Source organism: Pigmentiphaga sp. MLSB6-MA01 (genome assembly GCF_058793475.1).
On record NZ_JBXAFV010000017.1, the window covers coordinates 66,074 to 90,142 of the forward strand.

Here is a 24,069-nt window from a genome sequence, read left to right on the forward strand (position 1 = left end):
TGGGCGGCTCACCATAGCTCGTGTTGGTCAGGACTCAGACAGATACGGGGGTGACGCGTCTTAGGGAGGCGGCCGTACATGGCTTGGATTGACTCCACCCGCCCCGCGATCAAGCCTGCGTAATCGGGATTGAGTTCGCAGAGGAATGCCCGACGCCCATGCGCCACCGCGACACCGGCGGTAGTCCCCGATCCGCCAAACGGGTCCAGGACCAAATCTCCTTGGCGCGAGCCGGCTAGAATGCACGGCAAGATGAGGTCAGGCGGGAAGGTCGCGAAGTGCGCGCCGCGGTATGCGCGCGTTGCGATGGACCAGACGCTGCGCCTGTTGCGAGTCTCAGTGTCCCAGCGGCTCTCTTCCCGATCCGCTCGGTGCGTGCCTACCGCCTGTCCGGGGATGGCCTGCTCTCGCTTGCTGCCGTCCCGTTTGAATGAATCCCGCTTCGACCGCTGCCGCGCCGCATAGGCGGCGAGTCCAGCTTTCGTCCTGTGCTTCTCGTCGCCGTCGAAGTAGGCCGCGGCCGCCTTGGGATGGTTGACGTTGCCAGGCGCGTCGCCGACTGCCGGTTCCTTGATCGCGTCTGAATCGAAGTAGTAGCGCGGCGACTTGGACAACAGGAACAGGTACTCGTGCGCCTTGGTGCAGCGGTCTCGCACCGATTCTGGCATGGGATTCGGCTTGTGCCAAATAATGTCCTGACGGAGAAACCACCCGTCGTCTTGCAGCGCGAATGCGAGGCGCCACGGGATCCCGATAAGGTCCTTCGGCTTCAGCCCTGTGTAGCGCTTATTGCGGCCAATCGGCGATGCATGAAGCGCTTTGGCGTGTTTGCCGCCAGTATGGCCTCCCCATTTGCCGTCGTTGGCGTAGCTGTCGCCGATGTTCAGCCAGAGCGTGCCGTCGTCGGCCAGCACATCGCGCACGCGTCGGAACACCTCGACCAGCGCAGCAATGTACTCGTCCGGGGTCTGCTCCAGGCCGATCTGTCCGTCGTGGCCGTAGTCACGCAGCCCGAAGTACGGCGGGCTGGTCACGCACGTCTGCGCGCGGAGGTTGGATGTGGCCAGGCGCACAAGGCTTTCCCGGCAGTCGCCGACCTCTACCTGGAAATTGATCATCCCTCACCCCCTTCCCGCAGGGGCGAGCCCGCTGAGGTGGTGCGCTTCGCATGATTTTCGGCCTGATTGATACGGCCCAGGCAGTACGCCCGCTTTGCCCATAGCGGCCAGCCCCACATTGCCCCGCGCTGCGCGAGGTACGGATACCCCAGGGATTCATGGCGCCGGCCCAGCGCCTCGAAATAGCGTTTCCCGGCGAGCGGTTTAGTCATGATCGCTCCCGGTGGTGCGCTGCATGGCGGCGTCGTACATGCGCTTGGCGCGGTTGTAGCCGATCAGGAGTCGCCCGGCGATTTCGGTGGGACGTGGCTTGGCTAGGCCATTCACAAGCCAGTCCGCGGCGGCTTGCAGGGGGTCAGCATCGAGCGCATCCCCATTGGCGGCCGGTGCCTGCCCGTAGCTGCGCGCCACGATACCCGCCAGTTTGCCGAGCGCTGCCTCGCTGAAATATGCGCCGCTGTCGTCGCGCCGCACGCCGCAATCCCGGAGTGTCCAGCGCAGCGCGTCGCTCGGCGCGGCCGTTGCAGCAGCCGGGGTGGGAGCAGTGGCGAGCATGGCGCGATACACGGCGGCACGGTCAGCGCCCTCCTGGCCGGGCATGTAGGACAGGTCGAGATGGTGCGCAGCCTGGACCATTGCATCTGTCGGCTCCACCGGCACCAGCCGCCATTCCTTTCCGTCAATCAGCATGGTTGGCCTCCTGCTTGAGCAGCCGCAGGGTGACGACGTGCCGCTGGCCGAAGCTCATGGTCTCGCCGTAGTTCTCGATCTCCTTTTCCATGTAGGGGCACGCCGGTTCGCAGCACACGAAGAGGCCGCCTGTCCGATCGTCGTCGATGGCGCCGCCCATGCTGATCTTGCCGCAGTCACCAAAGCAGTGAGCTTCCACCGCTGGCTTCTGCTTGGGGGCCAGGACGGCGATGCCCCACACCTTGATCGGCTCATTCGCCATGGCTCGCTCCTTGGGCGGTGAGGGCAGCGCGGGCTTTCTGCACCCACACAGGGGCACGGTTCTTGTACCGCTGCTGCCGGTCGGCCCAATATTCCAGCGCCAGGCGCAGCGCTTCGCGCGCAAAGTCATCCGGCACGGTTGGCGCAGCCTGGGCTGCTGGCTGCGGCCCGAGATACAGATCGCCGCTGAACCCGCGCCAGCCGACAGGGGAGCCGTGCCAGAACAAGCTGCCGGCCTGGGCGAACGCCACCGGCCGTGCATCCTCTCCGGCCTGCGGCGCGAATCGCACGGGTTCGAAATCCGGGGCGCTGTTCAATTCGGCCTCGTCGTGGGTATCCCAATAGCCGTAGCCGTCCCGGTCGTTCCAGGATTGCCAGATGACCGATTCCCGGGGCTGCGGCGTGGCAACCTGTAAGGATTCCTTAACAGTTGCCTGCGGCGCTGCCTGTACGGCAGGGGCGGCAAAGGGTTCCCATTCACGGAAACCTGTCACGTCGATGTCAAACAGATGCCGCATCAACCACGCCGCCGCGTCGTTTGCTTGCTGGTGCGAACAATGAATCGAGTCCATGATCGGCATGGCTAGATTGCAGTGCCACGACCACGCATAGCCCTGGTCATCTCGCATCGCGGCCCTGAGCGTGTCGTTGGCGATTGCCACCGTGACGGGGCCGATCCCCATAGCATCCATCACGGCCAGGATGCGTGCCGGGTATTCCTCCAGCGGCACATCTTGATTATCGGCAGCAGCCAGGTTCCCGTAGACATTCGCGGAGAACTTCTCGCGCCAGTTGCTGACGTTCGGTCGCTCCGGCGGCGCGGCAGAGACTGTCAGGGCGGCGCGGGCCAGTTGCCAGATATCCCAGCAGATTTCCTCCCGAGCTATCGACCAGTATGGTTTGCCTTCTCGATACTTGCCGATGACTGCTTCGAACGCCTCCCGCTCGTCGGCCGGCACCGTTGCAGCGGCAGGCTTGGCGATTTCGCCGGGGCGCCAGATCAGATCGTAGTCGCCCGTGTCGTCAAACGACGTGACCTCGTATACCCAGCGGTGTCCATCCCAGGGGAAACTGCGGCCGGGGTGTCCTCCGGCCGGGAATCGAGCAGCGAGGTATTCGTAGTGCTCGGCAGTCTCGCGATAGATCTTGCGCTCAATACGGGTCGGGGCAGCACTCTGCCCGCTGGGCAGTTGCTCCATGGCTCGGCACCGATTGCCGATGCCCTCGAACAACATGCCCATGCAGTCGGGACGCGGGTCGGCACAGCACGGTTGCGCCGGCTGATACGACCGCGCCTCGGCCTCGCTGGTCTCGATGGGCTGTTCATCATTCTGCATGCTCTATCTCCTGCTGCGCCTGCCTGATCGCGGCGCGCCATTGGGCAGCCGGCCAGCGTTCGGCCAACTGCGATATCGTGGGATCCTGCGCGGCCAGTACCGTACGGGCGTCGGTCAGGCAGGCGGTGGGGATGTAGGGGGTGTCGGTCATGCGGTCTGCTTCACGGGAACGGTGCAGCGACGGGCGACCTCGACCAACCATTCGGCCAACGGGGGGGGCGTGGCCTCGCGCTCACGCTTGGTGACGATCTTCAACGTGCGCGGCACCCCGCGCTGCGGCTTGATGACACCCGCAGGTTCACCGCGCGGGGGCAGCTCCGGCAACTCGTCAGGATGGACGCCCACGATGTAGAGCCACGTCAACTTCTCGGCCTTGTGCCCCCAATCGCATTGCCGGATCTCGGCCGTCCAGCCGCCAAAGTCGTCCGGCGCGCGGCCTGGCAGCGGCAGCCCAGCATGGGCCCACAGTGTCGATTCGGCCGGGTGTTCGAGCACACCGCCCCACCGACGAGCGAGGCGCACGGCATCGATGGCAAGCTGTCTCTCCGCTGCTGGGGCGCTGGCCCTGGCGAACTGGCGAAGCTTTCCCCACAGCCGGCACGGTGGATGCGCCACCACCGGACACCCTCCCGGCCACGTCAGCGCATCCCGCTCGATGTCGTAGCAGTCCACCCCGGCCATCGTCTTGTAGACGCTGTCGGCGCGGACGAAGAGCGCGGCTACGGGGCGACTCATGCGGCCTCCCTCTGGATCGCCTTCAACGTCTGCATCGAGGCATACAGCCTGGTCACGTCCAGCTTGCCGATCAGACCGTCGATGGCATTCACCCCCGCGCGGATCCGCTCCAGCAGGTCGGGCGCAGGCACTTGGCCGGCTGCCACAGCATCCTGAGCCGCGATCAGCGCGCCTGCACCGTCCGAGATAACTGCCGCCACATCCGACCGTCTCGCATCGTTGCGCAGGTCCACCTGCAGCAGGTTGAATACCTCGGCCAGGGCGTCGAATGCCTCGGTAGTGGGCGCCGTCTCCAGGCCGCGCAGGGCCAGATGGGCGACCATGCCGAACTCATCGCGCAGCTTGGCCAGCACGGGCAGACGGCCGACCGGACGCGTGCGGTGGGGGATGTGGGGTGGGCGCGGCATGGCCTATTCTTCGTCCTCGCCCGACTCTTGGCCGGGTCCCTGCGCGAGGTCGCTGCCGGCGAATGGGTCTTCCTGCGGCTGCGGTGCGGGGTCGGCCTTGGGCTTGCGGCCGCGTTTCTTCGGCTGCTCGCCCTCCTCCAACAACGAGCCCTGCGCCGGCTCCGGGCAATACGTCGAGATCTCGGTATCGCGGCCAAGCGTGAGCGCCAAGTTTCCGATCTGCGGGCCCGTGAACTTGCCCCACACACGGAAACCCACCAGAACCGTGCCGCCCTCCTGGGCATCCAGGGTGAAGGTGTCGATTTGCGTTTCTTCCGAGACCGGCTCGGTGCTTGCGCCATTGCTCGCGCCAACGCCGTAATGCAGCGTGAAGTACGCGCCTGTCACTTTCTTGCTGACGTGCTGAGTGCCGAGTTCGGGAAAGCGCAGGCTGTCGCCGTCGTCACCGCCGTCCAAATCCTTCTGCGGGCCGCTCTTGTAGAGGAACGTGCGCAACTCGGGAGATATCATCGCCAACGCAGCCGCACTCATGCGGCAGAGGAACGAGAGGGAGACGTCGGGCAGCCCGCGCTCATCTTTCAGTTCTTCGCGGATTTTCATGCCGACAAGCTTGGCCGGCTGGTGATCGAGGTTGAAGGCCTGCATGGTGGCTCCAGGTGGTTGATCGTTGCCCGTAGCGCAGGGCCAGCGGCCGAGTACCCGTCGGCGTAGGGTGGTGGCGGCCGGTACCGATCTCCGGCTTGTCAGGTGCTGTCGTCGCGCCGCGTTGGTGGCATCTGCCGCCTGACGTTTCGCTCTGGTTAGACGCTCTTGCGCATCGGCCTGCGCGTACTGCTCACCATCAATGCAGCGCACCGTTGCTTTGGGCTACCTTTCGGCGTTACCGCGGCGGGACGGCTCTCCCCGATGCGCTGCATGAATGGCCCCGACATTGCCCGGCCGGGACGGGCGGCCCGTAACGTGGGCCAGGCGCCCCTGGTTGAATAAAAGAACGCGCGGCGAAGGATGGGAGGGGATGATTTAAAGAGCGAGGCCGCGCGCCGGGAAATCAGCCCTCGAGTTCTTCGAGGCGTGCGCGTCCGGCCGCGGCAATGGCTTCCTGATGCTCGGGCGGTACGGTGTCGCGCAGTTCGTCAAGGTAGAGGCCGAGGATTTCGACGTCGCGGTGTTCGGCGATGCGGGCGATGGTGGCCTGCAGGTCGAATACGGGCGGCTGCGGGGCCTTCTTGGCTTTGATGTCCTTCAGGCTGGTGGCGCCGCCCTTCTTGCTCGAATCGGCCTCGGCGCGCGAATCCATGATCTCGCGCCAGGTCGTTTCGCCGTCACGGATCGCCGCATACAGCGCGCGCAGGTCGCCCAGCTCCTTGGGATCCAGCGTCTCGCCGCTGTGGCCCAGGTATTCCTTGATCTGCTCGGCCCGCACGCCCAGGGCGCCGAAGGCGTCGAACAGCTTGCGCTTGGACGCGTCCGGGTCCTCGGCATCGGCGCGCGCCAGCGTCTCCAGCACGACCTCCATGCACTCGTCGATGATGTCGCCGGGGATCAGGCGTAGGCCCAGGGTGCGGACCGCTTTCGAGATCAACGCCTGCTGCTTGTTGACGATGTCGTCGTCGGTCGCTTCCAGGATGTAGATCGTGTCGCCGTAGCTGTTCGTGCGGGTGCGCAGCACCTGGTCGCCGTCCTTCTTCTGCCGGCGCTCGATGGTCTTGGTGATCGTGACGTCCTGGGCATACGGCACGTTGGCCTCCAGGTCCGTCACGGTCACACGCACGATGCGCTTCTCGCGGTCGTCGTAGACCGTCATGGTCTCGACCGTGATGTTGGTCATGTTGCGCACCGCGGCCTCGGCAAAGCGGATGGACGGGCCCGTGGGCCACTTGCTGCGATCCTTGCCGATCGGCTTCTGGTAGCGCGCCACGGCGGCGAACGTCGGGCGCTTGCACTCCTTGAGCATCCGCTCGCGCACGATGTCCATGTCGCGCGGCCGGCGGATGGCCATGATGTAGCGGGCTTCGACCATGGCCTTGGCCTGGGCTGCGGCGGCCGCCGAGGCAGTTTCGATGCCGGTGTTTGCCACCTGCATGGCGAATTCGTTTTGCTGAACAACAAGCTGGTTCATGGTGATCCTCAGAGAGCCCAAGCGGGCAACGAAACGGTGTGGATGCCGGCCGGCTTCTGCCAGTCGCCGGATTCGAGGCAGCGCGCGAAGGCGTGCAGATCGCGCTGGTAGAGGTCCCGGCCGCGCTCGCGGCTGATGTCGTCCAGCATCACGGCCTCGGCGCGGAACGGGTATTTGTCCTCGACGGCCACGAAGACGAAAGCGAGCACGTCGATGCCAGCGGCAATGCCGTAGCCGTCCGAATAGAAGGCGTCCTGCACGTGGTAGCGCTTGCGCGCGATCTGGCGGGCGAATTCCTCCGGGCTGGCGTCGCCGTAGGTCTTGACGTCCAGCAGGATCACACCGGCATCGCCAGCGGCATGCACCCAGTCGGGGCGGCAGCGGCACAGCAAACCCGTCTCAGCATCACGCCAGAACGCGGAGACCTCGGCCATGCCACTGCCCAGAGCCTCGGCGACGTCGGGCAGCGCGCGCACGGCCTCGGCCTGGCGCATGGCGGTGTCGTACTGGTCCGGCTTGATGCCCACCACGCCGGCGGCCAGCGCGGCTTCCCACTCCTTCCACGCCTTGGTGGCGCGCGAGGCGTCCGGGCCGACGGCATAGCGTGTGGAAAACTCGCCCGGTTCCAGAATCGCGCAGTGCGCCAGCGTGCCTTCAAGCTGGCCAGCGCGCTCGGGCTCCGGCGGTCGTGCCGGGTTCAATTTCCAGGCCCAGTAGTGGTACGGGGATCGGGCAATCAGATCCAAGCCCGATTTGCTGATGCCGGGGCCGGAGTGGTGCGCGTCGATGTCCAGGCCCGGCACGATGCCAAGCAGTTCGGCCGGTGCGTTCATGCGAACACCATCGGGCCAATGAACAGCACCAGCGCGCCAGCAGCGATCACGGACGCGATGGCCACGTAGTCCCAGAAGCCCGGGCCGCACTCGTTGTCGTAGCCTGTCCAGTCCAGGCCGCAACCCATTGCCTCGCGCGCCGTGCGGAACGCCCGGCCTGACCAGTTGGGATGCTGGAGATTGACGTGATGCATGCTGGTAGGGGTCCAGGTTTTCATGCGTAGGCCCTCTCTTCTGCGGCGATGTGCCGCTCCATGAGCTGGCGCACCTTGGCGCCGCTGATGTCCATCGGCACGCGCCGGCCGCAATCGTCCTGGACGTGGTACGCCTCGATGCCGCCGTATACGTCGCACTCCACGATCAGCAGCGCGCGCAGGTCCAGGCCGGTTTCGGCGTCCTCGAGGTACAGGGGGATGTCGATGGTCATGACCGATCTCCCCTAGCCTTGCAGCACCGCCCGAACGGCATCTGATCGGCCGGGCAGGTGCAGGTGTCCAGGTATTCGCGCGCGGCATTGAGCTGTGTCTTCCACGCGGCGGTGGATTGCCAGGACGAGATGTACGCGCCGTCCAGGGCGGTGACGAGTTCTTGCAGCAGGGTCTCGGCGGTGGTCATGGCTGCTCTCCCCGAGCTTCGGCGAGGGCGGCCAACAGCATCTGCGCAACCTCCGCACGCGATTGAGTCGGTGCGAGTTCGGCGATGCATTGCCATGCAGCGTTGGCGGCCTTGAAAAGCTTCGGCGCGGCGGCGATCAGGTGGGCGTTGGCATCGTTCTCGGCAAATGTGTTGCTGTACCCAACGTCCGCCACAATGCCCCCCTTTCCGTTGCGGACCGCATGCAGGCTTTCCGTGGGTGCGGTGATGTGCCACGGCCCCGGCGTGAACTTGCTGTCAGCCATGGCGCCGCCCTCCCGCGAATACCTTCCCGCCCTCTCCATCCTGGGCGGCCTGCCAATTGATCTCGGCAGCCAAGCGCACATTGCCCCGCACGAACTCGCGGAACGTCGCGCCCAGAGATATGTCCGACGCGCCTGCCATCGTCATGCGGTACAGCTCGCACAGCAGCCGCTGGAGGAACGTGCCATCGGGGGCCGTGACAACATCGATCATCAGCGCCTCGGCGGCGCGGCGGATGTGCTCGTTCTCGGCCGCCGTGCCATCCGTCAGCAGCGCGTGCTCGATGGTGAAGTACTGGCACGCGATGAAGTGGCGGCGCTCACTGATGCGGATCGCCTTATCGGCCGGGTCCATTTCGATGCGGAAGCCGCTCGCATCGGGCTCGACGTGCCAGCCGGTGGGGTTGGGAATGGTCTGCATGGCGGGCCTCAGGCGGTGGGCGTGGCCTGAATGGCGGCCTGCTCGCGCAGATCCGCCATGGCGCGCTCGTTGCTGGCGAAGAAGTGCGGAACGCGACCCACCGACGCGCGGTAGATCATGGCGCCGGCCTGCTGCGAGCCGTGCTGCCGCTCGAGGTCATATCCGGCCTGTCCGGCCAGATGCACAGCCCAGCCCGCGCGGCAGTGTGTGGTTTCGCAGGTATGCCAGCCACCCATTTCGAGTTCACCGGCGCCGCTTTCAACAATGTCCAGGATCTTCGCGTCCAGCGCCTCGACCACCGGTACCTTCGGATTCAGTTCTCGAAAGCGTGCGGCGCGGGCTGCCTGGCGCTCGGCGCGCGGGCGCGTGTCGCGCTGGTACGGCTCGGCGGGGCTGGTGGCCGTCACACCTGCAGGCAGGTTTCGCGCGCCGGCCAGGTACGCGCCGGCCAGGTACGCGTCGGCCAGGTACGCGCCGGCCAGGTACGCGCCGGCCAGGTACGCGCCGGCCAGGTCCGCGCCGGCCAGGTCCGCGTCGGCCAGGTACGCGCCGGCCAGGTCCGCGTCGGCCAGGTACGCGCCGGCCAGGTACGCGCCGGCCAGGTCCGCGTCGGCCAGGTACGCGCCGGCCAGGTCCGCGCCGGCCAGGTCCGCGTCGGCCAGGTACGCGCCGGCCGCGGTCGCCGCTTGCAGCGCCGCCCGCGTCTTCAAGTGCTCAGGCGTATCCGCGGGAATCTCGGCGGCGTAGAGCACGGCGCCGGTGTAGCGGTGTTTGATTTCGACGGTGATCGTGGCGTTGCTCATTCCCATCCTCCTTGCCCTGGTGGGCGGTGGCCCCGCTCGGCTCGCTGTTGCGGCGCGGCGGGTTGATGGGGGGGATATTAGTAAACACTAAACACACAGTCAAGCATTTACTAAACATGTAGCACAAAAAATACCCGTCCATGGCGAGCAATTACAAAAAGGCCCCGACTGGCGGGGCAACGCGGCAACCACTTAGGGCGGCTGCCGTCTGAACGCGGCGCGATACTGGTGGCCCAGGCTCGGGGCGCCGGCTCTCTCGATGCTGCAGCGCCAGGGTACGCCGGTGCAGACACAAAAAACCCCGCCGGGGCGGGGTGGGGGGGCGCGACTTTCCAGCCTAGGCGACGAGGCGCAATTTAGGAATCTGGAGCGGAGAGTCCGGGCGTTGCGGCCCTGTGAATCCCAGCAGCCTAGTCAGGAAGGCACTGGAGACACGAAGCTGCGCGGCAACATCTTCATGAAAAAGGTCCTTTCTCTCGGAAAGCACCTGCATAGACCTCCCCAAAAGCTCCGGCGACTCCAGTGGAATTCGAGAGTCTTCGAGTTCGCGAATGGCTTCGCCAGTCCGACGCAGGGTGATAACGCCCGTCTTGTATTGTGCCTCGCTGATGATGTCGAGCTGTCGCGCTCGATACAGTGACCCCGCCTTACTCATTCGCCAACGGAGCTTGAAGTCGCTCAGGGCAGCCCAATCCAGCCGCGACCCTCGGCCCCGCGGGAACAGTTTCAGCATCATCGCGCGTGGCACCAAAAGCGCGCCAGCAAACCTATTAGCTTGCGACTCAGTACTTCGGTCACCGGTAATGATGCCTCCGTGCATGACAAAATGACCCAACTCGTGAGCAATATCAAATCGCTGCCTGCAAGCGCTCTCCTTTGCGTCGTTTCTCACGATTATTGGACGCCGTGCCGACACCGACATCGCATCCACTTCTCTTGAAAGCCCCGCAAAGGAAGTGACTATCGCACCCACATTTTCCGCAAGCCTACTCATGTGCTCTATTGGGCCGTTTCCTAGCCCCCACTCCGATCTACAGCGCTCGGCGGCCAGTTCTATTTCGGTCGATGTTTCGTGCGCGTCTACCTCTGGGATTCGCACTTCAGGTAACTTAAGCTCCCGCTCCAAAAAGAGGACCAAACGGGCCATCAGTTCACCGCGTGCCACGGTCGCCTGCTTGGCCACCGCCTTTGTCGTTAACAGCTTTCGGAAATGGAATTGGCCTTCCTGAACCAACGCCGGCGACGATTGCATGAAGAAAGAAACGTCGACATCCAGCGCACATGCAAGGGCTGCCGCCAGATCATCCGTAGGAGCGGCTTGGCCAGTTTCAAGTTTGTGAAGATATTGCCGCGTTTTTCCAACACTCGCAGCCACATCCTCCAAGGTAGCCCCCTTGAAAATCCTGGCCAGACGGAGCTCAGCGCCGTTGAAAACTGGATACATGTTTGCTATTCATCGTTGCTAGCGTTCTGCGACCGCTCTTGGGATTCGATATCGTCCCGAATATCAACAGATGCAGGACTGATCGGAGCGGACGGGGGGACATCGTTTCCGACAGCGTAGAACACATCATTGCCTGGCAAGTGCGTCCATTCGCTGACCTTTTCCTGGAACACGTTGTAGCCGGCAAATACAATGCGATCTTCGTCTTCCTCAGTGGCAGCCTTTTCTACAACGAAGCGCCACATTACAGGGTGCGCGGGGTCTTCAGAGAACAGGTTATCTTGCGCGTTCCGGCGGAAAAACCGCGCCTTCTCGGGGTCTTCGGCGTCGTCCTTAAAAATACGAAACGGAACGCCGTCAATCGTGGGCGTGTAGTCCATACCCGCGTTCGTCAAACCCAGCCAGGAGTGGGTTCCATTCACCGCCATTGAAATGAGCAAATTGCGCGACCGGCCGAAGCAAGCCGTTTCACGCACCCAATTATCGTCGAGATCGGTAGACAGTATGGAGACGGTCTGATGCCTGATCTGCAGTAAATGATCAGCGATGGTGCTAAGACGGGAAGCGGTGAGGCCTTGGTGGAAATTTTCAGGGGCTGGGAGTGCCATATCTTTGCAAATCCGGAGTTTTGTCAACCGAAGTTTCTTGCAATTTTTAGAATCTGTCAACCAAACTTCGTAGCGCCCCGCCACTTCAAAGCTCTTCCCTCTCGCCACCACTCCCTCTCCACCAACCCAAGCGCGGCCTCAGCGCTACTTCGCTTCCTACTGCTCCACCTTCGGCCACGGCTTCACGGCTTTGAGCGTCTATTCTTCGAAGCCCGGAGTGATCACCCGATAGATGCACCGACAACGCTTTGAGTCGCACCCAGGGACCGGAATAAAGGGCGCATCCAGGGTGTTATAGGACTGCAACGTCATGGCGGGCATGCACTCACCACCGACATTGCCTGGAGTGAGCGTCACAGTTCTGATGCCCATTGCGGCCCACCGGCTTTTCTCTTTGATTTGTTTCTGAGCGGACATCTCCCACGCCGGCATGCTGCAACCGCCATGTTGAGCGCGGAGACGGGCTGCATCGATCGAGTCGGCGCCCGAGCCGGTGAAGGCGCGCCAAAGGCGGTTAGTCAGTCCCATCAAGCCCCTCCCCGCTGGTCTGCGATCTATACGTTCCTGTGCTTGCTCGGCGGCACGATATCGCCAACGGCGTGAATCGCCTCAATGTCCTGCATGTCCAACACCATACGTTCTCCGCCGTTCACCGATTCGACGGTCACCGCCCCCGTCCCTCGGAACAGGAACTCTTTGACCATCTTCCGGCCGTCCTTAAGTTCGATGGCCACGTACTCACCTGCCGACAGTGCCGCATTCGGCTCCACGACGACGAACCAGCGGTCACGGATGGCCGGATGCATGCTGCTGCCCCGCACCCTCAAGACATATGCATCCTGGTCGGAGGAGTGGCATTCGACATACCCGTCCGAGCCTACCGCCTGGACCTCTTCATACCAACCGTTCACGCCCAATTGCGCGGTACCGGCGACGGGCAACAATGTTGCGCCTCGCGCGCTGCCCACATACTCCACCACCGGCTCTCCGACACCGTTACTGCGGTTGTCGGTCGCTGTCGGCTCGCTATCCAGATAGCCTGCCCCCATCCCATATGCGTCCTCCAGGCGCCTGGCCGCTTTTTCCCCAAATGAGCCATTTCCCCCAAGCAATTGCGAGAAGTAGCTCTTCTCTTTTTGGGGGACTCCGTACTTTTCCACCCAGGCACGGAGGTTGGATATGCGGCGCTGCTTCTTCTCATCCATGAGCAGAGTTTAGTTGTTGCTTAACAAGCATTCACTTGACCAATCGGTTTAGTGTTCACTAAACTGCCGCCATGGACCTGAAAACCTACCTCTCGACAAGCCCGCGAGGAACTGCAGCAAAACTCGCTGCGCACCTTAGCGTGTCCCCATCGTTCCTGTCGCAAATGGCCTCGGGGGCGTCGCCCGTCAACGCCGAGCGATGTATCGAGATCGAGAAATTCAGCGGTGGCCTGGTGACCTGCGAGGAAATCGACCCTTCCATCGACTGGGCATTCCTGCGCGGCAGCACGGTCAATGCCACCCCCGAGCCCACCCCCGCCGGGGAGGTGAACCATGCGTAAGCTCGTCCCCTTCATCCGCGGCATGGACGAGGCCCCGCACCTGGCCGAGGAACTGGCCAAGTACGGGCGCCATCTGGAGCACACGAGCTGCTGCGCGGTCCACAACGCGCCGGCGTACATGCCGGGGCCGTGTGACTGCGGCGCGGAGGCTAAAGCTGCGCGTAGATCTCTTGCATGGCTTCGTCGCCTCGCTTGTAGCCTGGCCGCGGCCCTGGGAAGGTGGATCCGGTTTCGTGCGAAAGCTGAATGCCCTGGCGCTGCATCAGCTTCCACCCAGTCGGCTGCCCATGTGCACTGCCACCGGACACTTGCCAGCACCGAAGAATCGGCTCGCCAGCCGTTGATCTGCCATACGCATGCGGCTCGATACGACGCACATAGCCGTCGTACTGGACGTCCAGAACGAGGCGGTCGCGTATGGCCCTGAGCAATTGTTCGTGCGAAATGGTCATTGGGAATGCCCTCCTGAAAGGTGGCTATGGGTTGGAGTCTGGCGACGCCAACTGTAGCGCCGGAGCGGCATTCCCGCCCATCCATGGGGAGAAGCCCTAATGCCGCGCCCCCTCCCCCATCGCCTCGTCCTGTGCGAGGTCCTGCTCGCTGCACAGCCGCGCGAACACGGCCAGCACCAGCTCGTCGGACGCCGTGCCGTGCACGCGCATCAGGATGTCTCTGGCCTCGGCCAGCAGTCGTTCGGTTTCGGTCATGGTCGGAGTGTCGCGGGCCAGCGGCCCGGGCGTCGATTGTGGGGTCTACGTACGTTTCCATGCCGCCAGTGTGCCGACGCGCGCATTCCGGGGCATTCCTTCTTTCCTGAACCTTCTTGCACACACGCGAGTAGCACATGAACGCGGCAGAACAGCCCGGAATCGCCGGGCCCCACATCATCGAAACCCAGCTTCGCATGGCGATGACGGACCCCAAGCGCAAGAAGGTGTTGCTGGCAGAAACTGGCTGGGACGACAGCATGCCAGGCAAGGTCATGTCCGGCTCCAGCGGGATCACCATCGCCAAGCTGGACGCCATGCTCAAGGCCTTGGGTCTGACCATCACCACGGTCAGCTACATGGACTACCTGGCCCAGGGGAACATGATCGGCTCGAATTGCCACTGCGCCCGTATGAGCATGGGACAGTGCGGGCCGAGGGGGTGACCGTGCGCACATCTTTCACGGCCGTCAAGATGGGCCAGAACCCCGCCTTCCGCGCCTATCTGGGCGCTGACACCGAACAGGGCGCCCGCGATGCGCTGTGCCGGCAGTGCGGCATCAAGAGCCGGGCCGAGCTGGATACAAACCTGGACGCCGCGGAGCGGTTTCATGCGATCCGGAAGGCGTTTGCTTATCGGGAGCGGGCATGACCGACCTACCCGCTCCCCTCACACCGGCCGACTGCGAGCTACGCGACTTCGCCTTCATGCCGCTGGACGTCGTGCGCTTGCGCGACAGCGAATTGGCCATCCAGGTGTCCGGCGAGGAATTCCGATGTGCCGTGCTGCTGTGGTGCGCCGCCTGGCACCAGATCCCGGCCGCGAGCCTCCCCGATGATGACAAGACTCTGGCGTCCTTGGCCGGCTTCGGCCGCGCCGTGGGCGAATGGGAAAAGCACAAGGCGGGCGCGCTGCGCGGCTGGATCAAGTGCAGCGATGGCCGCCTCTACCACCCAGTGGTGGCCGAGAAAGCGAACGAATCCTGGGCCGCCAAGCATGCCCACGCGCACCGCAAATTGCTGGAACGCCTGCGGAAAAAGGGAGTGCCGAAGGAAGACTTTCCGAGCTTCGATCAGTGGTTTTCCGCCGGAATGCCGAAGGATTGGGGCACGGTTTCCGCCGGAAATCCGAATTCTTCCGGCGGAAATGATGAATCTTCCGACGGAAGAAGTTCAGATTCCAGTGGTAGCGACTCCGGAATTCCGGCGGAAAACGCTCTTAAGGGACAGGGACAGGGACAGGGAGAAGAAAAGAACATCTCTCCCCAAACCCCTCCCGCAAGCTCGGACCAGCCGGACCCCGGCGAAGACTCGACGCGAGTCGATCCGCCTGCGACGCCAGGGGAGCCCGAAAAACTGCCGGAACCATCGCCTACGGCCACCGGAGCCATGGCCGGGGCGCTGCGCAGAGCTGGCGTCACCGTTGCCAGCCACAACCCGGTGCTGCACGCCTGGGTGAAGGACGGCTTCACCGTGGCCCAGGCCCTGGAGGCGGTGGAGATCTGCCGCCAGCACAAGCCAGCACCCGAGCCCATCGCCGCAGGCTACCTCGACAAGGTCCTGCGTGGTCAGGCCAACGGCAAGTCGGGACAGCGCACCAATGGCGCGCCGGAACCAGCCCCCTGGGAGGGCGCGAAATGATCGGCCAGAACGCCATCCTCGCCCTGCGTCAGCGGCAACGCATGCCAGCATCGGTGCACGTCGTCGTGCTGGACCACATGCCGGCCTATCGCGCCTGGAGCAACCCGGAAAACGCGATACAAAACGGCGTCCTCCCCTGCATCGACATCCTGCCCACGGACGAACCCGAAACGCTGGATCTGCGCTGCCTGCACGGCCTGCACGTTCACCTCTGTGGCTATGACCAGTACCGGCTGATGACCGTGCTGGACCGCATCACCGAATTCGAGCCGGCGCGCATCACTGCGACACGCGCCGCAGCGCCGGCCGGCATCGTGACCTGGGCGCCCGAAAGTGGCCTAGTCGAACATCTCCTGGAGCCCGCTGCATGAACGCCAACGTCGTTCCGATCATCACGCCCGACAACACCGATTTCCAGCGGTACATGCAGGAGACCGAACCGCGGGTCAAGGTGCTCCCAGCCACCGCGTGGCGCGATGCGTTGATCCGCTCCACGGGGCCCCAGCAGGTCGAAGTAGCGGGTGCCGCGCTCCCCTGGTCCAAGACTCACCACGACATCCGGTTCCGTCCGGGCGAAGTCAGCCTCTGGCAGGGCATCAACGGCCACGGCAAGAGCCAGATGCTGGGGCAGGCCATACTGGGTTTCAACCAGCAGAAGGAACGCGCCTGCATCGCCTCGTTCGAGATGCGACCCATCGACACGCTCAAACGGATGATGCGGCAGGCGTCCACTACGCGAGAGCCGAGCGCCGAATTCGCCGGCAGGTTCGCTTCCTGGCTCTCCGGCCGCATGTGGCTCTACGACCAACTCGGCACGGTCAAGCCCCAGATGGTCCTGGCCGTGGGCCGCTACTGCGCCCAGGAACTCGGCATTCGGCATTTCGTCGTGGACAGCCTCATGAAGTGCGTGCGCGACGAGGACGACTACAACGGTCAGAAACACTTCGTTGATGACCTATGCACCCTGGCGCGCGACAACGCCATGCATGTGCACCTCGTCCACCACGCCAAGAAGGGCAAGGACGAATACGACGTGCCCGGCAAGTTTGACGCCAAGGGCAGCGGCTCCATCACCGACCAGGTCGACAACGTGTTCACAGTCTGGCGCAACAAGCGCAAGGAGGAAAACCCCGAGCGATTCCCGGATGCGCCCGACTCAATGCTGATCTGCCACAAGCAGCGCCATGGCGAATGGGAGGGCAAGGTGTCGCTCTGGTACCACGCCGACAGCCTGCAATACACCGGGACCGATCAGCGCCGGCCGATCGATTTCATGGGATGGCTGCTGTGACGCTGACCACGGACAAAAGCGGACACCCGCAACACATCGCGCCCGCGCGAGCGGTTTCGCCGGTGCTGAATCGCAACATCTTGGCCCTCGACCTGGCCACGCGCACTGGCTGGGCCATCACCACCAGGGACGGTCGGATCCTCTCCGGCTGCGAGTCGTTCGTGCCGCGGGCGAGTTGGGATCCTGGCCAGCGAGGGCTGCGGTTCAAGGCGTGGCTGCAGGAACTCGTCCACCACCGCGACATCCATGCCATCGCCTATGAGATGGTCGTGCGGCACGGCCCGCAGAACATGGCGGCCACCGCGCACCTGTACGGACTGCTGGAGGGGCTGATGTGGATGACCGCCAGCACGCGGCAGATTCCCGTGGATGGCGTGCAGCCATCGCTGGTGAAGAAGATCTGGACGGGCTCGGGACGGGCTGACAAAGCCGCGATGATCGCCGAGGCCAAGCGTCGCGGTTTCCATCCGGCCGACGACAACGAGGCCGATGCGCTGGGCATCTTGGACTGGGCAGTGATGCAGGAGACCGGCGGCGGCTATCGGCTGGGCGATGGTGGGCTGCAGAAGGTGGCGAGTATTGCCGTGCCGCCGCCAGCGCGCACGCACACGCCTGTGCGGGTGAAGAAGGCGTCGGCGGCGCAAGGGGCGTTGCTGTGAAAGGCCAATCCATCATCTCCCCCAACGCCAAGCCCACGCCGGCGCGGCCGCCACGCGAGCTCAAGCCCCTGACCTACGACCGCGCCATGCAGCACGCGCTCGACCGCGCACGCGCTGCGCAGCCGCCGATGGTGCCGCTGGCGGGCCGCGCTGGGCAGCCCCGGGAAGATCGGTTTGACGATCGATGGAGGGATGCGTGATCTACCGCAAGTTGAGCTACCTGGAGCGCGTGCCTCGCCGGCTGCACGAACGGCTGGAGAACTGGGGGCGGTACTTCAAGCCGAAGGCACGAGGCAAGCCGTCCGTCGTCCACGACGTCTGCGAGGGCGTGGCAGAGGCCGCCGGCAAGCGCAGCTACCAGGACAGCTACGGGCCCTCCGAACGCGCACCGTACCGGGACCCCGTCGACGTCGAGGACGCCAGAATCATCGAATGGGCATGGGGCCGGTGCGACCACCGCGTTGATCGGAAACAGCGGGCGCTGTTGCGGGCGTACTACGTCGAAGGGGCCGACCCGCGCATCGTATGCCGCTTGCTCGGGATTCGCTGGCTCTCGTACGAAGACGAGTTGTTTGCCGCGGCCGAGGCGTTCGGCGTGGCCCTGGCCATCCTCGAATGCGTCGATCCCGCCGAAATGTCCGGGGCTTGCATTTCTCCGACTACCGCCCGATAATCCGCCCCAAGACAAACCGACACCGTTCGCCAGAACGAGCCATTGCCCTGGAGGAGGTCGGCGCGCGCCCGAGAGAATCGGAGCGAGCGAGTCGGAACGGAAAGCCCCGGAACGAGTGATCGCCCGGGGCTTTTGCCATTCTGGCTCTAACCTGACATGGGACGTAAATCCAAGCTGACTCTTGACCAATGGGCCGAAGTCAAGCGCCGGGTTCTCGTCCAGGGCGAGCCGATGGCGGTTGTGGCTCGAGAGTTTGGTGTCGATGAATCCGCCGTCCGGCGAAAACTGACGGCGAAAAAGTCCGCAGAAGCGCCGCCCGTTTCGCCGCTGCGGACATTGGCCGAACGCCAAGCCAAGGTGCACGTCGAGCAAAAGCGTCTGCAGGCCGAGAAAGCGGAGTTGCTCGATGAAATCTCGGAGTTGCCGGCCAACGATCAGCTCATCGTGGCCGACCTCGCTCGCCAGCTCACGAACATCAGCCGGCACCTGGGATCGGCTGCGGAATACAGCGCCGCGTCGGCCCACCGCCTGGCCGGTCTGGCCCGCACCACGCTGGACAAGGTCGATGATGTCGATCCTCTGTCCACCGCCAAGCACCTCAAGGCGTTCGCCTCCCTCCAGATTCTGGCCAATAAGGCGGGCGAAATGCCCACGAACCTGTTGCGAGCCAACAAGGACCTGCTAGACGCCGATGCCGGCGCCGAGGCGAAGACCGCGCCGTCCGGCCTGGGCCACTTCTACGGCGAGGACGACGAGGAATGAGCGCGGTGCTGGTTGACCGTCCGACCCTCAACCCATTGCTGCGCGATTTCTGGCGCCGCCCTGCCCGCAACCGCGTGCTCTATGGGGGCCGCGCATCGACCAAGTCGTGGGATGCCGCCGGCTTCGCCACTTTCCTGGCCGACAACTACAAGTTGCGATTCTGCTGCGCGCGGCAGTTTCAGAACCGCATCGAGGATTCCGTCTACTCGCTGCTCAAGACGCAGATTGACCGTTTTGGTCTGGGGCGCCGGTTCAATGTGCTCGCCAAGAAGATCCTACATCGCGCGACCAAGAGCGAATTCCTGTTCTACGGCCTATGGCGGGACATCGGGGAGATCAAGTCGCTCGAGGGCGTCGACGTGCTCTGGATCGAGGAGGCCCATTCGCTCACCGAAGAGCAGTGGAAGACTCTGGAGCCCACCATCCGCAAGGAACACAGCCAGATCTGGATAGTGTTCAACCCCAAGCTGGCCACCGATTTCGCCTACAAGCGATTCGTCGTCAGCCCACCTCCCAACACCGTCGTACGTCGCATCAACTACGACGAGAACCCTTTTCTGTCGTCCACCATGCGCGCCATCATCCAGGCGCTCAAGGACGAGGACTACGACGAGTATCTGCACATCTACGAAGGCGTTCCCAAGGACAACGACGAGAGCGCCATCATTAAGCGTGCACATCTCATGGCCGCCATCGACGCCCACAAGGCGCTCGGGTTCGAGGCGTCTGGGCGCCGGCGTATCGGCTTTGACGTGGCGGACTCCGGCGCGGACCTCTGCGCCGCGGTGGAGGGCTACGGCTCAATCGTGACCTGGTCCGACGAATGGAAAGGCGGCGAGGATGAGTTGTTGAAGTCCTGCACCCGCGTCTACCGAGCGGCCCGTGAGCGCGGCGCCGACATCACCTACGACTCGATCGGGGTAGGCGCCTCGGCCGGTGCCAAGTTCGGTGAGCTCAATGCGGCCGCGCTGCCGGCTCGCCCTCTCCACTATGCCAAGTTCAACGCCGGGGGCGCCGTCTGGATGCCTGAGGCGCGCTACGGCAACACGCAGACCAAGAACCGGGACATGTTCGCCAACCTGAAGGCCCAGGCTTGGTGGCGGGTGGCGGACCGCTATCGCAACACCTTCGCCGCCATCCGCAACGGCGACCGCTTCGAGTCCGACCAGTTAATCAGCTTGTCCAGCGATCTCCCGCACATCGACAAGCTGATCGAGGAACTGTCCACCCCCAAGAAGGACTACGACAACAACGGTCGAGTCAAGGTCGAGAGCAAGAAAGACCTGGCCAATCCCAAACGCGAAGGCGGCCCCGCGCCGTCCCCGAACTTGGCCGACGCACACATCATGGCGTTCGCGCCCGAGGCGCCCCCGATGAAGATCAATCCCGCATTGCTGGGGGCCGCATGACGCTCTGGCAGCGCATCCGCGCAGCATTTGCCAGCCCAGCGACGTTGCAACCTCCGACGCCAGCCGTATCTGCGCCGCCCCCCCGGCAGGAGCCCAGGATCAGCGCGCACGCCATGGCCTTGGCCAATAGCCGCCACGACGCGCCGGAAGGGAAGTTCGGGCGGCCGCAAATCATGCCCGGCGTCGTTCCGGCGGACATGCGGACCACTGTCATGGCCATGGATGCGGAGCTCGCGCCGGTCTACGACTTCGCCAACGCGGCATACAGCGGCTTGGGCTTCGTCGGTTACCCCTTCCTGTCCGAGCTGGCTCAGCGCCCCGAATACCGCAAGATGTCCGAGGTCCTGGCCACGGAAATGACGCGCAAGTGGATCCGGCTGCAGTCGATCGGCGATGCTGACAAGTCCGAGAAGATCGCCGCGTTGGAGCGCGCGATGAAGCGCTACCGCCTGCGCGCCGCGTTTCGCAAGGCAGCGCTGCACGACGGACTCTTCGGCCGCAGCCAAGTCTACCTGGACGTTAAGACGCCCAAGGGTACGCCGGCGCGTGCCGACCGGGACGAACTGATGTCGATCCTGGTCGCGTCCCCGGCGAAGATCGGCCGGCGTTCCCTGGTGGGATTCAAGGTTATCGAGCCCATCTGGACGACCCCGTTTCAGTACAACTCAGACGATCCCATGCGGCCCGATTTCTTCAAGCCGCAATCCTGGTTCGTCATGGGCAAACAGGTCCATGCCACCCGGCTGTTGAACTTCGTCTCGCGCGAGGTGCCGGACATGCTCAAGCCCAGCTACAACTTCGGCGGCTTGTCCCTCTCGCAGATGGCGATGCCCTACGTCGAGAACTGGCTGCGCACGCGCCAGAGCGTATCGGATCTGATCAGCGCCTTTTCTGTGCCGGTGCTCAAGACGAACCTCGGGAGCATCCTGCAGGGCGGTATGGGCGACGACGTATTCCATCGGCTCGCCCTGTTCAACAAGATGCGCAACAACCGCGGCGCCTGGGCGATCAACAATGGAGACGCGAACGGCGACGGCGAGGAGTTCGACATCCACAACGTGCCGCTGTCCGGCCTGTCCGAGTTGCAGGCCCAGTCCCAGGAACATATGTCCTCGGTCAGCGGCATTCCTTTGGTGAAGTTGACCGGCATCACGCCTGCGGGCCTGAATGCCAACAGCGACGGCGAGATCCGCGTCTTCTACGACACCATCCTATCCATGCAGGAAGGTCTGTTCCGGCCGAACCTGGAACGCGCCCTGGAGATCATCCAGCTTTCCGAATTCGGCGAGATCGACCCGGAGATCGGCTTCGAGTTCGTGCCCCTGTACGAGCTGAGCGAGAAGGAACGTGCCGACATGCGCAAGGTCGATGCCGACACCGATGCGGTGCTGATCGGCGCCGGCGTGATCTCGCCCGAAGAAGCCCGGGCCCGCGTGGCCGCCGACCCGGGAAATGGCTACCACTCGCTCGAGGTCGACGCGGGGCCGGATGACGAATTCGATAACGAAGAGGACGACGATGACGGTCTCCTCTGACGTCCGCTTGGTCTCGCCGACGGGCAAACCCATCCCCATCCCGCCGTCTCGCCCGAATGCCGGCGTTCAAGCTGCCTACCGCAAGCGCCTGGACGCCCTGATCCGGGAGATGCAGGGCTCCATCATCTACTGGCTGCGCGCGGCCTATCGCGCCAACGAGCCCGAGATCGCCATGGACGACAGCCCCGCTTCTTCGCTGAAAAAGGCCATGCGCAAGCTCTCGCGCCGGTGGCAGCGCCGCTTCGATGAGATCTCGGACCCGCTCGCCAAGCGTTTCGTGGAATCCGCCATGCGCGCCGCGGACGTGTCGCTGGCCCAGCGCCTGCGCGACCGCGGGTTCTCGGTGCAATTCAAGCTGACTGCCGCCGCCAACGATGTAGTGCAGGCCAGCGTCTTTGAGAACGTGGGGCTGATCAAGTCGATTGCCTCGGAACATCTCCAGGATGTCGAAGGCCTCGTCATGCGGTCGGTGCAACAAGGGCGCCGCTTGGACGAGTTGACCAAGCAATTGGCAGACCGCTACGGCATCACCAAGCGGCGCGCAGCATTCATCGCGCGGGACCAGAACAATAAGGCGACGGCGACCATCACCCGCGTGCGCCAGGAAAGCCTGGGCCTGACCAAGGCCCGCTGGCGCCACTCGCATGCCGGCAAGAAGCCGCGCCCCTCCCATGTCGCTGCCGACGGCAAGGAATACGACGTACGCACTGGCATGTTGATCGATGGAAAGTACATCCGGCCCGGCGAAGAGCCGAATTGCCGGTGTGTGTCCGAAAGCATCATCCCGGGATTCGAGGCATGACGACCGCCGCTCACACTCCCGACAAGTTTGCCCTTGACCGCGCCAGCGTCCGGATGGTCGACCAAGACGGGCGCCTGCATGTCGAGATCACCAACATCAGCAAGGCGGCGATCAATCCATACCGCGGGGCCGAGATTCCAGACTTCGAGCACCTGGGACTAGATCCGGACCGCATCTACTTCCTGCTGCGGGATCCGCAGGAGCTCGAGAAGGCGGCCGCGACCTTCAACAACATCCCGCTGCTCTCCAAGCACATTCCGGTGACGGCCGACGAGCCGCAGAAGGAATTCATCGTCGGGAGCACCGGCACGGACGCTTCGTTCGAGGCGCCCTACCTGAAAAACTCCCTCGTGGTATGGGATGCCGTGGCCATCGCCGGCATCGAGTCGCGCGAACAGCACGAGCTATCCAGCGCGTATCGCTACGAGGCAGACATGACGCCGGGCACCCATGAGGGTGCTGCCTACGACGGGGTCATGCGGAACATCCGAGGCAACCACGTTGCCCTGGTGGAAGTCGGGCGCGCCGGCCCGGACGTAGTAGTAGGCGATTCCTTCAACTTCTCGGAGAATCCGATGAAACAAAGCAAGAAAGCGATCGCGGTCGCTGGCGCGCTCCGGGCCTATCTCCGGCCCCGGCTCGCTCAAGATGCCGCGATGCCGAACCTGGGCGCCATAGTCAAGGGCGTTCGGGCGGCGACCTTCGCCAAAGACAAGTCGCGCATCGTCGCGGCGGTCGAGGCAGCGGCCAAGGGCAAGCTCGCCCAAGACGCAGACCTCGAAGGCCTCGCCACCCTGGTCGATGCGTTCAGCGATGACCCACTGACCAGCGAAGACGAAGATCCGGACGGTGCGCCGCCTGCCGAGGGCGTCATCGCCGAGGACGACGAGCTCATGGGCAAGCTGCGCGAGCTGATCGCGGCCAAGCTGGGCGACGAAGAGGCCGACCGCATCATGCAAGCGCTGGGCGAGCCGGTGCAGGCCAAGGACGAGCCGCCGCCCACCCCGGGCACACCCAAGCCGCCGATGGTCTCCAAGCCCGCCATGGATGCAGCCATCAGCAAAGCGGCTGCCGATGCCGAGGCGCGCACCGTCAAGCGCATGCAGGCCATTCGGCAGGCCGAAGCGGACGTGCGGCCCATCGTCGGCGACGTCGTCACCATGGACTCGGCCGAGGACGTGTACAAGTTCGCGCTGGATTCGGCCGGCATCGATCTGACCGGCGTCCATCCGTCGGCCTACCGCTCGCTCGTGCAGATGCACGTCAAGAGCCTGCAGGCCAAACCCACGCCCCGCATCGCCCAGGATGCGGCCGCCGATCAAGACTTCGCCACGCGCTATCCGCACGCGGTGAGCATCAAACGGAGCTAAGC

Annotated in this window: 35 protein-coding genes; 13 read left to right on the top strand and 22 right to left on the bottom strand. The window is 64.3% G+C overall.

What is annotated here, in order from left to right; translation table 11 throughout:
• Positions 1 to 8: 8 nt before the first annotated feature.
• From AC1Q6E_RS23955 to AC1Q6E_RS24050, 20 genes are all read right to left on the bottom strand, one after another.
• Positions 9 to 1,118, bottom strand: a complete 1,110-nt coding sequence (locus AC1Q6E_RS23955; RefSeq protein WP_492573636.1) for a DNA-methyltransferase — start codon at positions 1,116 to 1,118, stop codon at positions 9 to 11.
• Positions 1,115 to 1,330, bottom strand: coding sequence for a hypothetical protein (locus tag AC1Q6E_RS23960; protein WP_492573637.1), 216 nt, complete (start codon positions 1,328 to 1,330; stop codon positions 1,115 to 1,117). The genes AC1Q6E_RS23955 and AC1Q6E_RS23960 overlap by 4 nt, the downstream gene beginning before the upstream one ends.
• Entirely contained in the window at positions 1,323 to 1,808 is a 486-nt protein-coding gene (locus AC1Q6E_RS23965) for a hypothetical protein (RefSeq protein WP_492573638.1), read from the bottom strand. Before AC1Q6E_RS23965 ends, AC1Q6E_RS23960 begins: the two co-directional genes overlap by 8 nt.
• Complete coding sequence (locus AC1Q6E_RS23970) at positions 1,798 to 2,070, bottom strand: hypothetical protein (RefSeq protein ID WP_492573639.1); 273 nt, start codon at positions 2,068 to 2,070, stop codon at positions 1,798 to 1,800. Before AC1Q6E_RS23970 ends, AC1Q6E_RS23965 begins: the two co-directional genes overlap by 11 nt.
• On the bottom strand, positions 2,060 to 3,406 hold the full coding sequence (locus tag AC1Q6E_RS23975) for a hypothetical protein (RefSeq protein ID WP_492573640.1): 1,347 nt from the start codon (positions 3,404 to 3,406) through the stop codon (positions 2,060 to 2,062). The genes AC1Q6E_RS23970 and AC1Q6E_RS23975 overlap by 11 nt, the downstream gene beginning before the upstream one ends.
• Positions 3,396 to 3,557 carry a hypothetical protein gene (locus AC1Q6E_RS23980; protein ID WP_492573641.1) on the bottom strand — a complete coding sequence of 54 codons (162 nt, stop codon included), beginning with the start codon at positions 3,555 to 3,557 and terminating at the stop codon, positions 3,396 to 3,398. The genes AC1Q6E_RS23975 and AC1Q6E_RS23980 overlap by 11 nt, the downstream gene beginning before the upstream one ends.
• Positions 3,554 to 4,141, bottom strand: a complete 588-nt coding sequence (locus tag AC1Q6E_RS23985; RefSeq protein ID WP_492573642.1) for a hypothetical protein — start codon at positions 4,139 to 4,141, stop codon at positions 3,554 to 3,556. The genes AC1Q6E_RS23980 and AC1Q6E_RS23985 overlap by 4 nt, the downstream gene beginning before the upstream one ends.
• Positions 4,138 to 4,548, bottom strand: coding sequence for a hypothetical protein (locus tag AC1Q6E_RS23990; protein ID WP_492573643.1), 411 nt, complete (start codon positions 4,546 to 4,548; stop codon positions 4,138 to 4,140). Before AC1Q6E_RS23990 ends, AC1Q6E_RS23985 begins: the two co-directional genes overlap by 4 nt.
• A 3-nt stretch (positions 4,549 to 4,551) precedes the next feature.
• Positions 4,552 to 5,193 (bottom strand): hypothetical protein, encoded by a 642-nt coding sequence (locus AC1Q6E_RS23995; protein WP_492573644.1) that lies wholly within the window; start codon positions 5,191 to 5,193, stop codon positions 4,552 to 4,554.
• A 403-nt stretch (positions 5,194 to 5,596) separates the two neighbouring features.
• Complete coding sequence (locus tag AC1Q6E_RS24000; protein WP_492573645.1) at positions 5,597 to 6,667, bottom strand: hypothetical protein; 1,071 nt, start codon at positions 6,665 to 6,667, stop codon at positions 5,597 to 5,599.
• Positions 6,668 to 6,675: 8 nt separating this feature from the next.
• Positions 6,676 to 7,500 carry a PD-(D/E)XK nuclease-like domain-containing protein gene (locus AC1Q6E_RS24005; RefSeq protein WP_492573646.1) on the bottom strand — a complete coding sequence of 275 codons (825 nt, stop codon included), beginning with the start codon at positions 7,498 to 7,500 and terminating at the stop codon, positions 6,676 to 6,678.
• Positions 7,497 to 7,718, bottom strand: coding sequence for a hypothetical protein (locus AC1Q6E_RS24010; protein ID WP_492573647.1), 222 nt, complete (start codon positions 7,716 to 7,718; stop codon positions 7,497 to 7,499). Before AC1Q6E_RS24010 ends, AC1Q6E_RS24005 begins: the two co-directional genes overlap by 4 nt.
• On the bottom strand, positions 7,715 to 7,927 hold the full coding sequence (locus AC1Q6E_RS24015; protein ID WP_492573648.1) for a hypothetical protein: 213 nt from the start codon (positions 7,925 to 7,927) through the stop codon (positions 7,715 to 7,717). The genes AC1Q6E_RS24010 and AC1Q6E_RS24015 overlap by 4 nt, the downstream gene beginning before the upstream one ends.
• Positions 7,924 to 8,115, bottom strand: a complete 192-nt coding sequence (locus AC1Q6E_RS24020; RefSeq protein ID WP_492573649.1) for a hypothetical protein — start codon at positions 8,113 to 8,115, stop codon at positions 7,924 to 7,926. The genes AC1Q6E_RS24015 and AC1Q6E_RS24020 overlap by 4 nt, the downstream gene beginning before the upstream one ends.
• Positions 8,112 to 8,399 (bottom strand): XkdD/Y8K6 family phage-associated protein, encoded by a 288-nt coding sequence (locus AC1Q6E_RS24025; RefSeq protein ID WP_492573650.1) that lies wholly within the window; start codon positions 8,397 to 8,399, stop codon positions 8,112 to 8,114. Before AC1Q6E_RS24025 ends, AC1Q6E_RS24020 begins: the two co-directional genes overlap by 4 nt.
• Positions 8,392 to 8,817, bottom strand: coding sequence for a hypothetical protein (locus tag AC1Q6E_RS24030; protein WP_492573651.1), 426 nt, complete (start codon positions 8,815 to 8,817; stop codon positions 8,392 to 8,394). The genes AC1Q6E_RS24025 and AC1Q6E_RS24030 overlap by 8 nt, the downstream gene beginning before the upstream one ends.
• An 8-nt stretch (positions 8,818 to 8,825) precedes the next feature.
• Positions 8,826 to 9,620, bottom strand: a complete 795-nt coding sequence (locus tag AC1Q6E_RS24035) for a pentapeptide repeat-containing protein (protein ID WP_492573652.1) — start codon at positions 9,618 to 9,620, stop codon at positions 8,826 to 8,828.
• Positions 9,621 to 9,957: 337 nt separating this feature from the next.
• On the bottom strand, positions 9,958 to 11,064 hold the full coding sequence (locus AC1Q6E_RS24040) for a helix-turn-helix domain-containing protein (RefSeq protein WP_492573653.1): 1,107 nt from the start codon (positions 11,062 to 11,064) through the stop codon (positions 9,958 to 9,960).
• A gap of 5 nt (positions 11,065 to 11,069) precedes the next feature.
• A complete protein-coding gene (locus AC1Q6E_RS24045; protein WP_492573654.1) occupies positions 11,070 to 11,672 on the bottom strand; it encodes a hypothetical protein in 603 nt (200 codons plus the stop codon).
• A gap of 554 nt (positions 11,673 to 12,226) precedes the next feature.
• Positions 12,227 to 12,877: a S24 family peptidase gene (locus AC1Q6E_RS24050; RefSeq protein WP_492573655.1), complete on the bottom strand. Its 651-nt coding sequence runs from the start codon at positions 12,875 to 12,877 to the stop codon at positions 12,227 to 12,229.
• Between the two features lie 140 nt (positions 12,878 to 13,017).
• On the opposite strand from AC1Q6E_RS24050, the gene AC1Q6E_RS24055 reads away from it, so the two are divergent.
• Positions 13,018 to 13,218: a transcriptional regulator gene (locus tag AC1Q6E_RS24055; RefSeq protein ID WP_492573656.1), complete on the top strand. Its 201-nt coding sequence runs from the start codon at positions 13,018 to 13,020 to the stop codon at positions 13,216 to 13,218.
• A 149-nt stretch (positions 13,219 to 13,367) separates the two neighbouring features.
• On the opposite strand, the gene AC1Q6E_RS24060 is transcribed toward AC1Q6E_RS24055, so the two are convergent.
• Both AC1Q6E_RS24060 and AC1Q6E_RS24065 read right to left on the bottom strand, forming a co-directional pair.
• Complete coding sequence (locus tag AC1Q6E_RS24060; RefSeq protein WP_492573657.1) at positions 13,368 to 13,670, bottom strand: hypothetical protein; 303 nt, start codon at positions 13,668 to 13,670, stop codon at positions 13,368 to 13,370.
• A gap of 96 nt (positions 13,671 to 13,766) precedes the next feature.
• Positions 13,767 to 13,925 carry a hypothetical protein gene (locus AC1Q6E_RS24065; protein WP_492573658.1) on the bottom strand — a complete coding sequence of 53 codons (159 nt, stop codon included), beginning with the start codon at positions 13,923 to 13,925 and terminating at the stop codon, positions 13,767 to 13,769.
• A gap of 137 nt (positions 13,926 to 14,062) precedes the next feature.
• Here AC1Q6E_RS24065 and AC1Q6E_RS24070 point away from each other — a divergent pair, with 137 nt between their 5' ends.
• From AC1Q6E_RS24070 to AC1Q6E_RS24125, 12 genes are all read left to right on the top strand, one after another.
• Positions 14,063 to 14,371 (top strand): DNA-binding protein, encoded by a 309-nt coding sequence (locus tag AC1Q6E_RS24070; protein ID WP_492573659.1) that lies wholly within the window; start codon positions 14,063 to 14,065, stop codon positions 14,369 to 14,371.
• Between the two features lie 2 nt (positions 14,372 to 14,373).
• Positions 14,374 to 14,577, top strand: coding sequence for a hypothetical protein (locus AC1Q6E_RS24075; protein ID WP_492573661.1), 204 nt, complete (start codon positions 14,374 to 14,376; stop codon positions 14,575 to 14,577).
• Positions 14,574 to 15,566: a DUF1376 domain-containing protein gene (locus tag AC1Q6E_RS24080; RefSeq protein ID WP_492573662.1), complete on the top strand. Its 993-nt coding sequence runs from the start codon at positions 14,574 to 14,576 to the stop codon at positions 15,564 to 15,566. Before AC1Q6E_RS24075 ends, AC1Q6E_RS24080 begins: the two co-directional genes overlap by 4 nt.
• Entirely contained in the window at positions 15,563 to 15,937 is a 375-nt protein-coding gene (locus AC1Q6E_RS24085) for a hypothetical protein (protein ID WP_492573663.1), read from the top strand. The genes AC1Q6E_RS24080 and AC1Q6E_RS24085 overlap by 4 nt, the downstream gene beginning before the upstream one ends.
• Complete coding sequence (locus AC1Q6E_RS24090; protein WP_492573664.1) at positions 15,934 to 16,857, top strand: P-loop NTPase family protein; 924 nt, start codon at positions 15,934 to 15,936, stop codon at positions 16,855 to 16,857. The genes AC1Q6E_RS24085 and AC1Q6E_RS24090 overlap by 4 nt, the downstream gene beginning before the upstream one ends.
• Positions 16,854 to 17,516: a crossover junction endodeoxyribonuclease RuvC gene (locus AC1Q6E_RS24095; RefSeq protein WP_492573665.1), complete on the top strand. Its 663-nt coding sequence runs from the start codon at positions 16,854 to 16,856 to the stop codon at positions 17,514 to 17,516. Before AC1Q6E_RS24090 ends, AC1Q6E_RS24095 begins: the two co-directional genes overlap by 4 nt.
• 196 nt (positions 17,517 to 17,712) lie before the next feature.
• On the top strand, positions 17,713 to 18,189 hold the full coding sequence (locus AC1Q6E_RS24100) for a hypothetical protein (protein WP_492573666.1): 477 nt from the start codon (positions 17,713 to 17,715) through the stop codon (positions 18,187 to 18,189).
• A gap of 156 nt (positions 18,190 to 18,345) precedes the next feature.
• Positions 18,346 to 18,951, top strand: a complete 606-nt coding sequence (locus AC1Q6E_RS24105; RefSeq protein ID WP_492573667.1) for a hypothetical protein — start codon at positions 18,346 to 18,348, stop codon at positions 18,949 to 18,951.
• The gene (locus AC1Q6E_RS24110) at positions 18,948 to 20,360 is read left to right on the top strand and encodes a PBSX family phage terminase large subunit (protein WP_492573668.1); all 1,413 of its coding nucleotides are present in this window, start codon (positions 18,948 to 18,950) and stop codon (positions 20,358 to 20,360) included. The genes AC1Q6E_RS24105 and AC1Q6E_RS24110 overlap by 4 nt, the downstream gene beginning before the upstream one ends.
• Entirely contained in the window at positions 20,357 to 21,895 is a 1,539-nt protein-coding gene (locus AC1Q6E_RS24115) for a DUF1073 domain-containing protein (protein WP_492573669.1), read from the top strand. Before AC1Q6E_RS24110 ends, AC1Q6E_RS24115 begins: the two co-directional genes overlap by 4 nt.
• The gene (locus AC1Q6E_RS24120; protein ID WP_492573670.1) at positions 21,879 to 22,697 is read left to right on the top strand and encodes a phage head morphogenesis protein; all 819 of its coding nucleotides are present in this window, start codon (positions 21,879 to 21,881) and stop codon (positions 22,695 to 22,697) included. The genes AC1Q6E_RS24115 and AC1Q6E_RS24120 overlap by 17 nt, the downstream gene beginning before the upstream one ends.
• Positions 22,694 to 24,067 carry a DUF2213 domain-containing protein gene (locus tag AC1Q6E_RS24125; RefSeq protein WP_492573671.1) on the top strand — a complete coding sequence of 458 codons (1,374 nt, stop codon included), beginning with the start codon at positions 22,694 to 22,696 and terminating at the stop codon, positions 24,065 to 24,067. Before AC1Q6E_RS24120 ends, AC1Q6E_RS24125 begins: the two co-directional genes overlap by 4 nt.
• Positions 24,068 to 24,069 lie beyond the last annotated feature (2 nt).

Coding starts and splice junctions, on each gene's coding strand:
- AC1Q6E_RS23955 (WP_492573636.1), bottom strand. CDS start 1,118: ATGATCAATTTCCAGGTAGAGGTCGGCGACTGCCGGGAAAGCCTTGTG.
- AC1Q6E_RS23960 (WP_492573637.1), bottom strand. CDS start 1,330: ATGACTAAACCGCTCGCCGGGAAACGCTATTTCGAGGCGCTGGGCCGG.
- AC1Q6E_RS23965 (WP_492573638.1), bottom strand. CDS start 1,808: ATGCTGATTGACGGAAAGGAATGGCGGCTGGTGCCGGTGGAGCCGACA.
- AC1Q6E_RS23970 (WP_492573639.1), bottom strand. CDS start 2,070: ATGGCGAATGAGCCGATCAAGGTGTGGGGCATCGCCGTCCTGGCCCCC.
- AC1Q6E_RS23975 (WP_492573640.1), bottom strand. CDS start 3,406: ATGCAGAATGATGAACAGCCCATCGAGACCAGCGAGGCCGAGGCGCGG.
- AC1Q6E_RS23980 (WP_492573641.1), bottom strand. CDS start 3,557: ATGACCGACACCCCCTACATCCCCACCGCCTGCCTGACCGACGCCCGT.
- AC1Q6E_RS23985 (WP_492573642.1), bottom strand. CDS start 4,141: ATGAGTCGCCCCGTAGCCGCGCTCTTCGTCCGCGCCGACAGCGTCTAC.
- AC1Q6E_RS23990 (WP_492573643.1), bottom strand. CDS start 4,548: ATGCCGCGCCCACCCCACATCCCCCACCGCACGCGTCCGGTCGGCCGT.
- AC1Q6E_RS23995 (WP_492573644.1), bottom strand. CDS start 5,193: ATGCAGGCCTTCAACCTCGATCACCAGCCGGCCAAGCTTGTCGGCATG.
- AC1Q6E_RS24000 (WP_492573645.1), bottom strand. CDS start 6,667: ATGAACCAGCTTGTTGTTCAGCAAAACGAATTCGCCATGCAGGTGGCA.
- AC1Q6E_RS24005 (WP_492573646.1), bottom strand. CDS start 7,500: ATGAACGCACCGGCCGAACTGCTTGGCATCGTGCCGGGCCTGGACATC.
- AC1Q6E_RS24010 (WP_492573647.1), bottom strand. CDS start 7,718: ATGAAAACCTGGACCCCTACCAGCATGCATCACGTCAATCTCCAGCAT.
- AC1Q6E_RS24015 (WP_492573648.1), bottom strand. CDS start 7,927: ATGACCATCGACATCCCCCTGTACCTCGAGGACGCCGAAACCGGCCTG.
- AC1Q6E_RS24020 (WP_492573649.1), bottom strand. CDS start 8,115: ATGACCACCGCCGAGACCCTGCTGCAAGAACTCGTCACCGCCCTGGAC.
- AC1Q6E_RS24025 (WP_492573650.1), bottom strand. CDS start 8,399: ATGGCTGACAGCAAGTTCACGCCGGGGCCGTGGCACATCACCGCACCC.
- AC1Q6E_RS24030 (WP_492573651.1), bottom strand. CDS start 8,817: ATGCAGACCATTCCCAACCCCACCGGCTGGCACGTCGAGCCCGATGCG.
- AC1Q6E_RS24035 (WP_492573652.1), bottom strand. CDS start 9,620: ATGAGCAACGCCACGATCACCGTCGAAATCAAACACCGCTACACCGGC.
- AC1Q6E_RS24040 (WP_492573653.1), bottom strand. CDS start 11,064: ATGTATCCAGTTTTCAACGGCGCTGAGCTCCGTCTGGCCAGGATTTTC.
- AC1Q6E_RS24045 (WP_492573654.1), bottom strand. CDS start 11,672: ATGGCACTCCCAGCCCCTGAAAATTTCCACCAAGGCCTCACCGCTTCC.
- AC1Q6E_RS24050 (WP_492573655.1), bottom strand. CDS start 12,877: ATGGATGAGAAGAAGCAGCGCCGCATATCCAACCTCCGTGCCTGGGTG.
- AC1Q6E_RS24060 (WP_492573657.1), bottom strand. CDS start 13,670: ATGACCATTTCGCACGAACAATTGCTCAGGGCCATACGCGACCGCCTC.
- AC1Q6E_RS24065 (WP_492573658.1), bottom strand. CDS start 13,925: ATGACCGAAACCGAACGACTGCTGGCCGAGGCCAGAGACATCCTGATG.
- AC1Q6E_RS24070 (WP_492573659.1), top strand. CDS start 14,063: ATGAACGCGGCAGAACAGCCCGGAATCGCCGGGCCCCACATCATCGAA.
- AC1Q6E_RS24080 (WP_492573662.1), top strand. CDS start 14,574: ATGACCGACCTACCCGCTCCCCTCACACCGGCCGACTGCGAGCTACGC.
- AC1Q6E_RS24085 (WP_492573663.1), top strand. CDS start 15,563: ATGATCGGCCAGAACGCCATCCTCGCCCTGCGTCAGCGGCAACGCATG.
- AC1Q6E_RS24090 (WP_492573664.1), top strand. CDS start 15,934: ATGAACGCCAACGTCGTTCCGATCATCACGCCCGACAACACCGATTTC.
- AC1Q6E_RS24105 (WP_492573667.1), top strand. CDS start 18,346: ATGGGACGTAAATCCAAGCTGACTCTTGACCAATGGGCCGAAGTCAAG.
- AC1Q6E_RS24110 (WP_492573668.1), top strand. CDS start 18,948: ATGAGCGCGGTGCTGGTTGACCGTCCGACCCTCAACCCATTGCTGCGC.
- AC1Q6E_RS24115 (WP_492573669.1), top strand. CDS start 20,357: ATGACGCTCTGGCAGCGCATCCGCGCAGCATTTGCCAGCCCAGCGACG.
- AC1Q6E_RS24120 (WP_492573670.1), top strand. CDS start 21,879: ATGACGGTCTCCTCTGACGTCCGCTTGGTCTCGCCGACGGGCAAACCC.
- AC1Q6E_RS24125 (WP_492573671.1), top strand. CDS start 22,694: ATGACGACCGCCGCTCACACTCCCGACAAGTTTGCCCTTGACCGCGCC.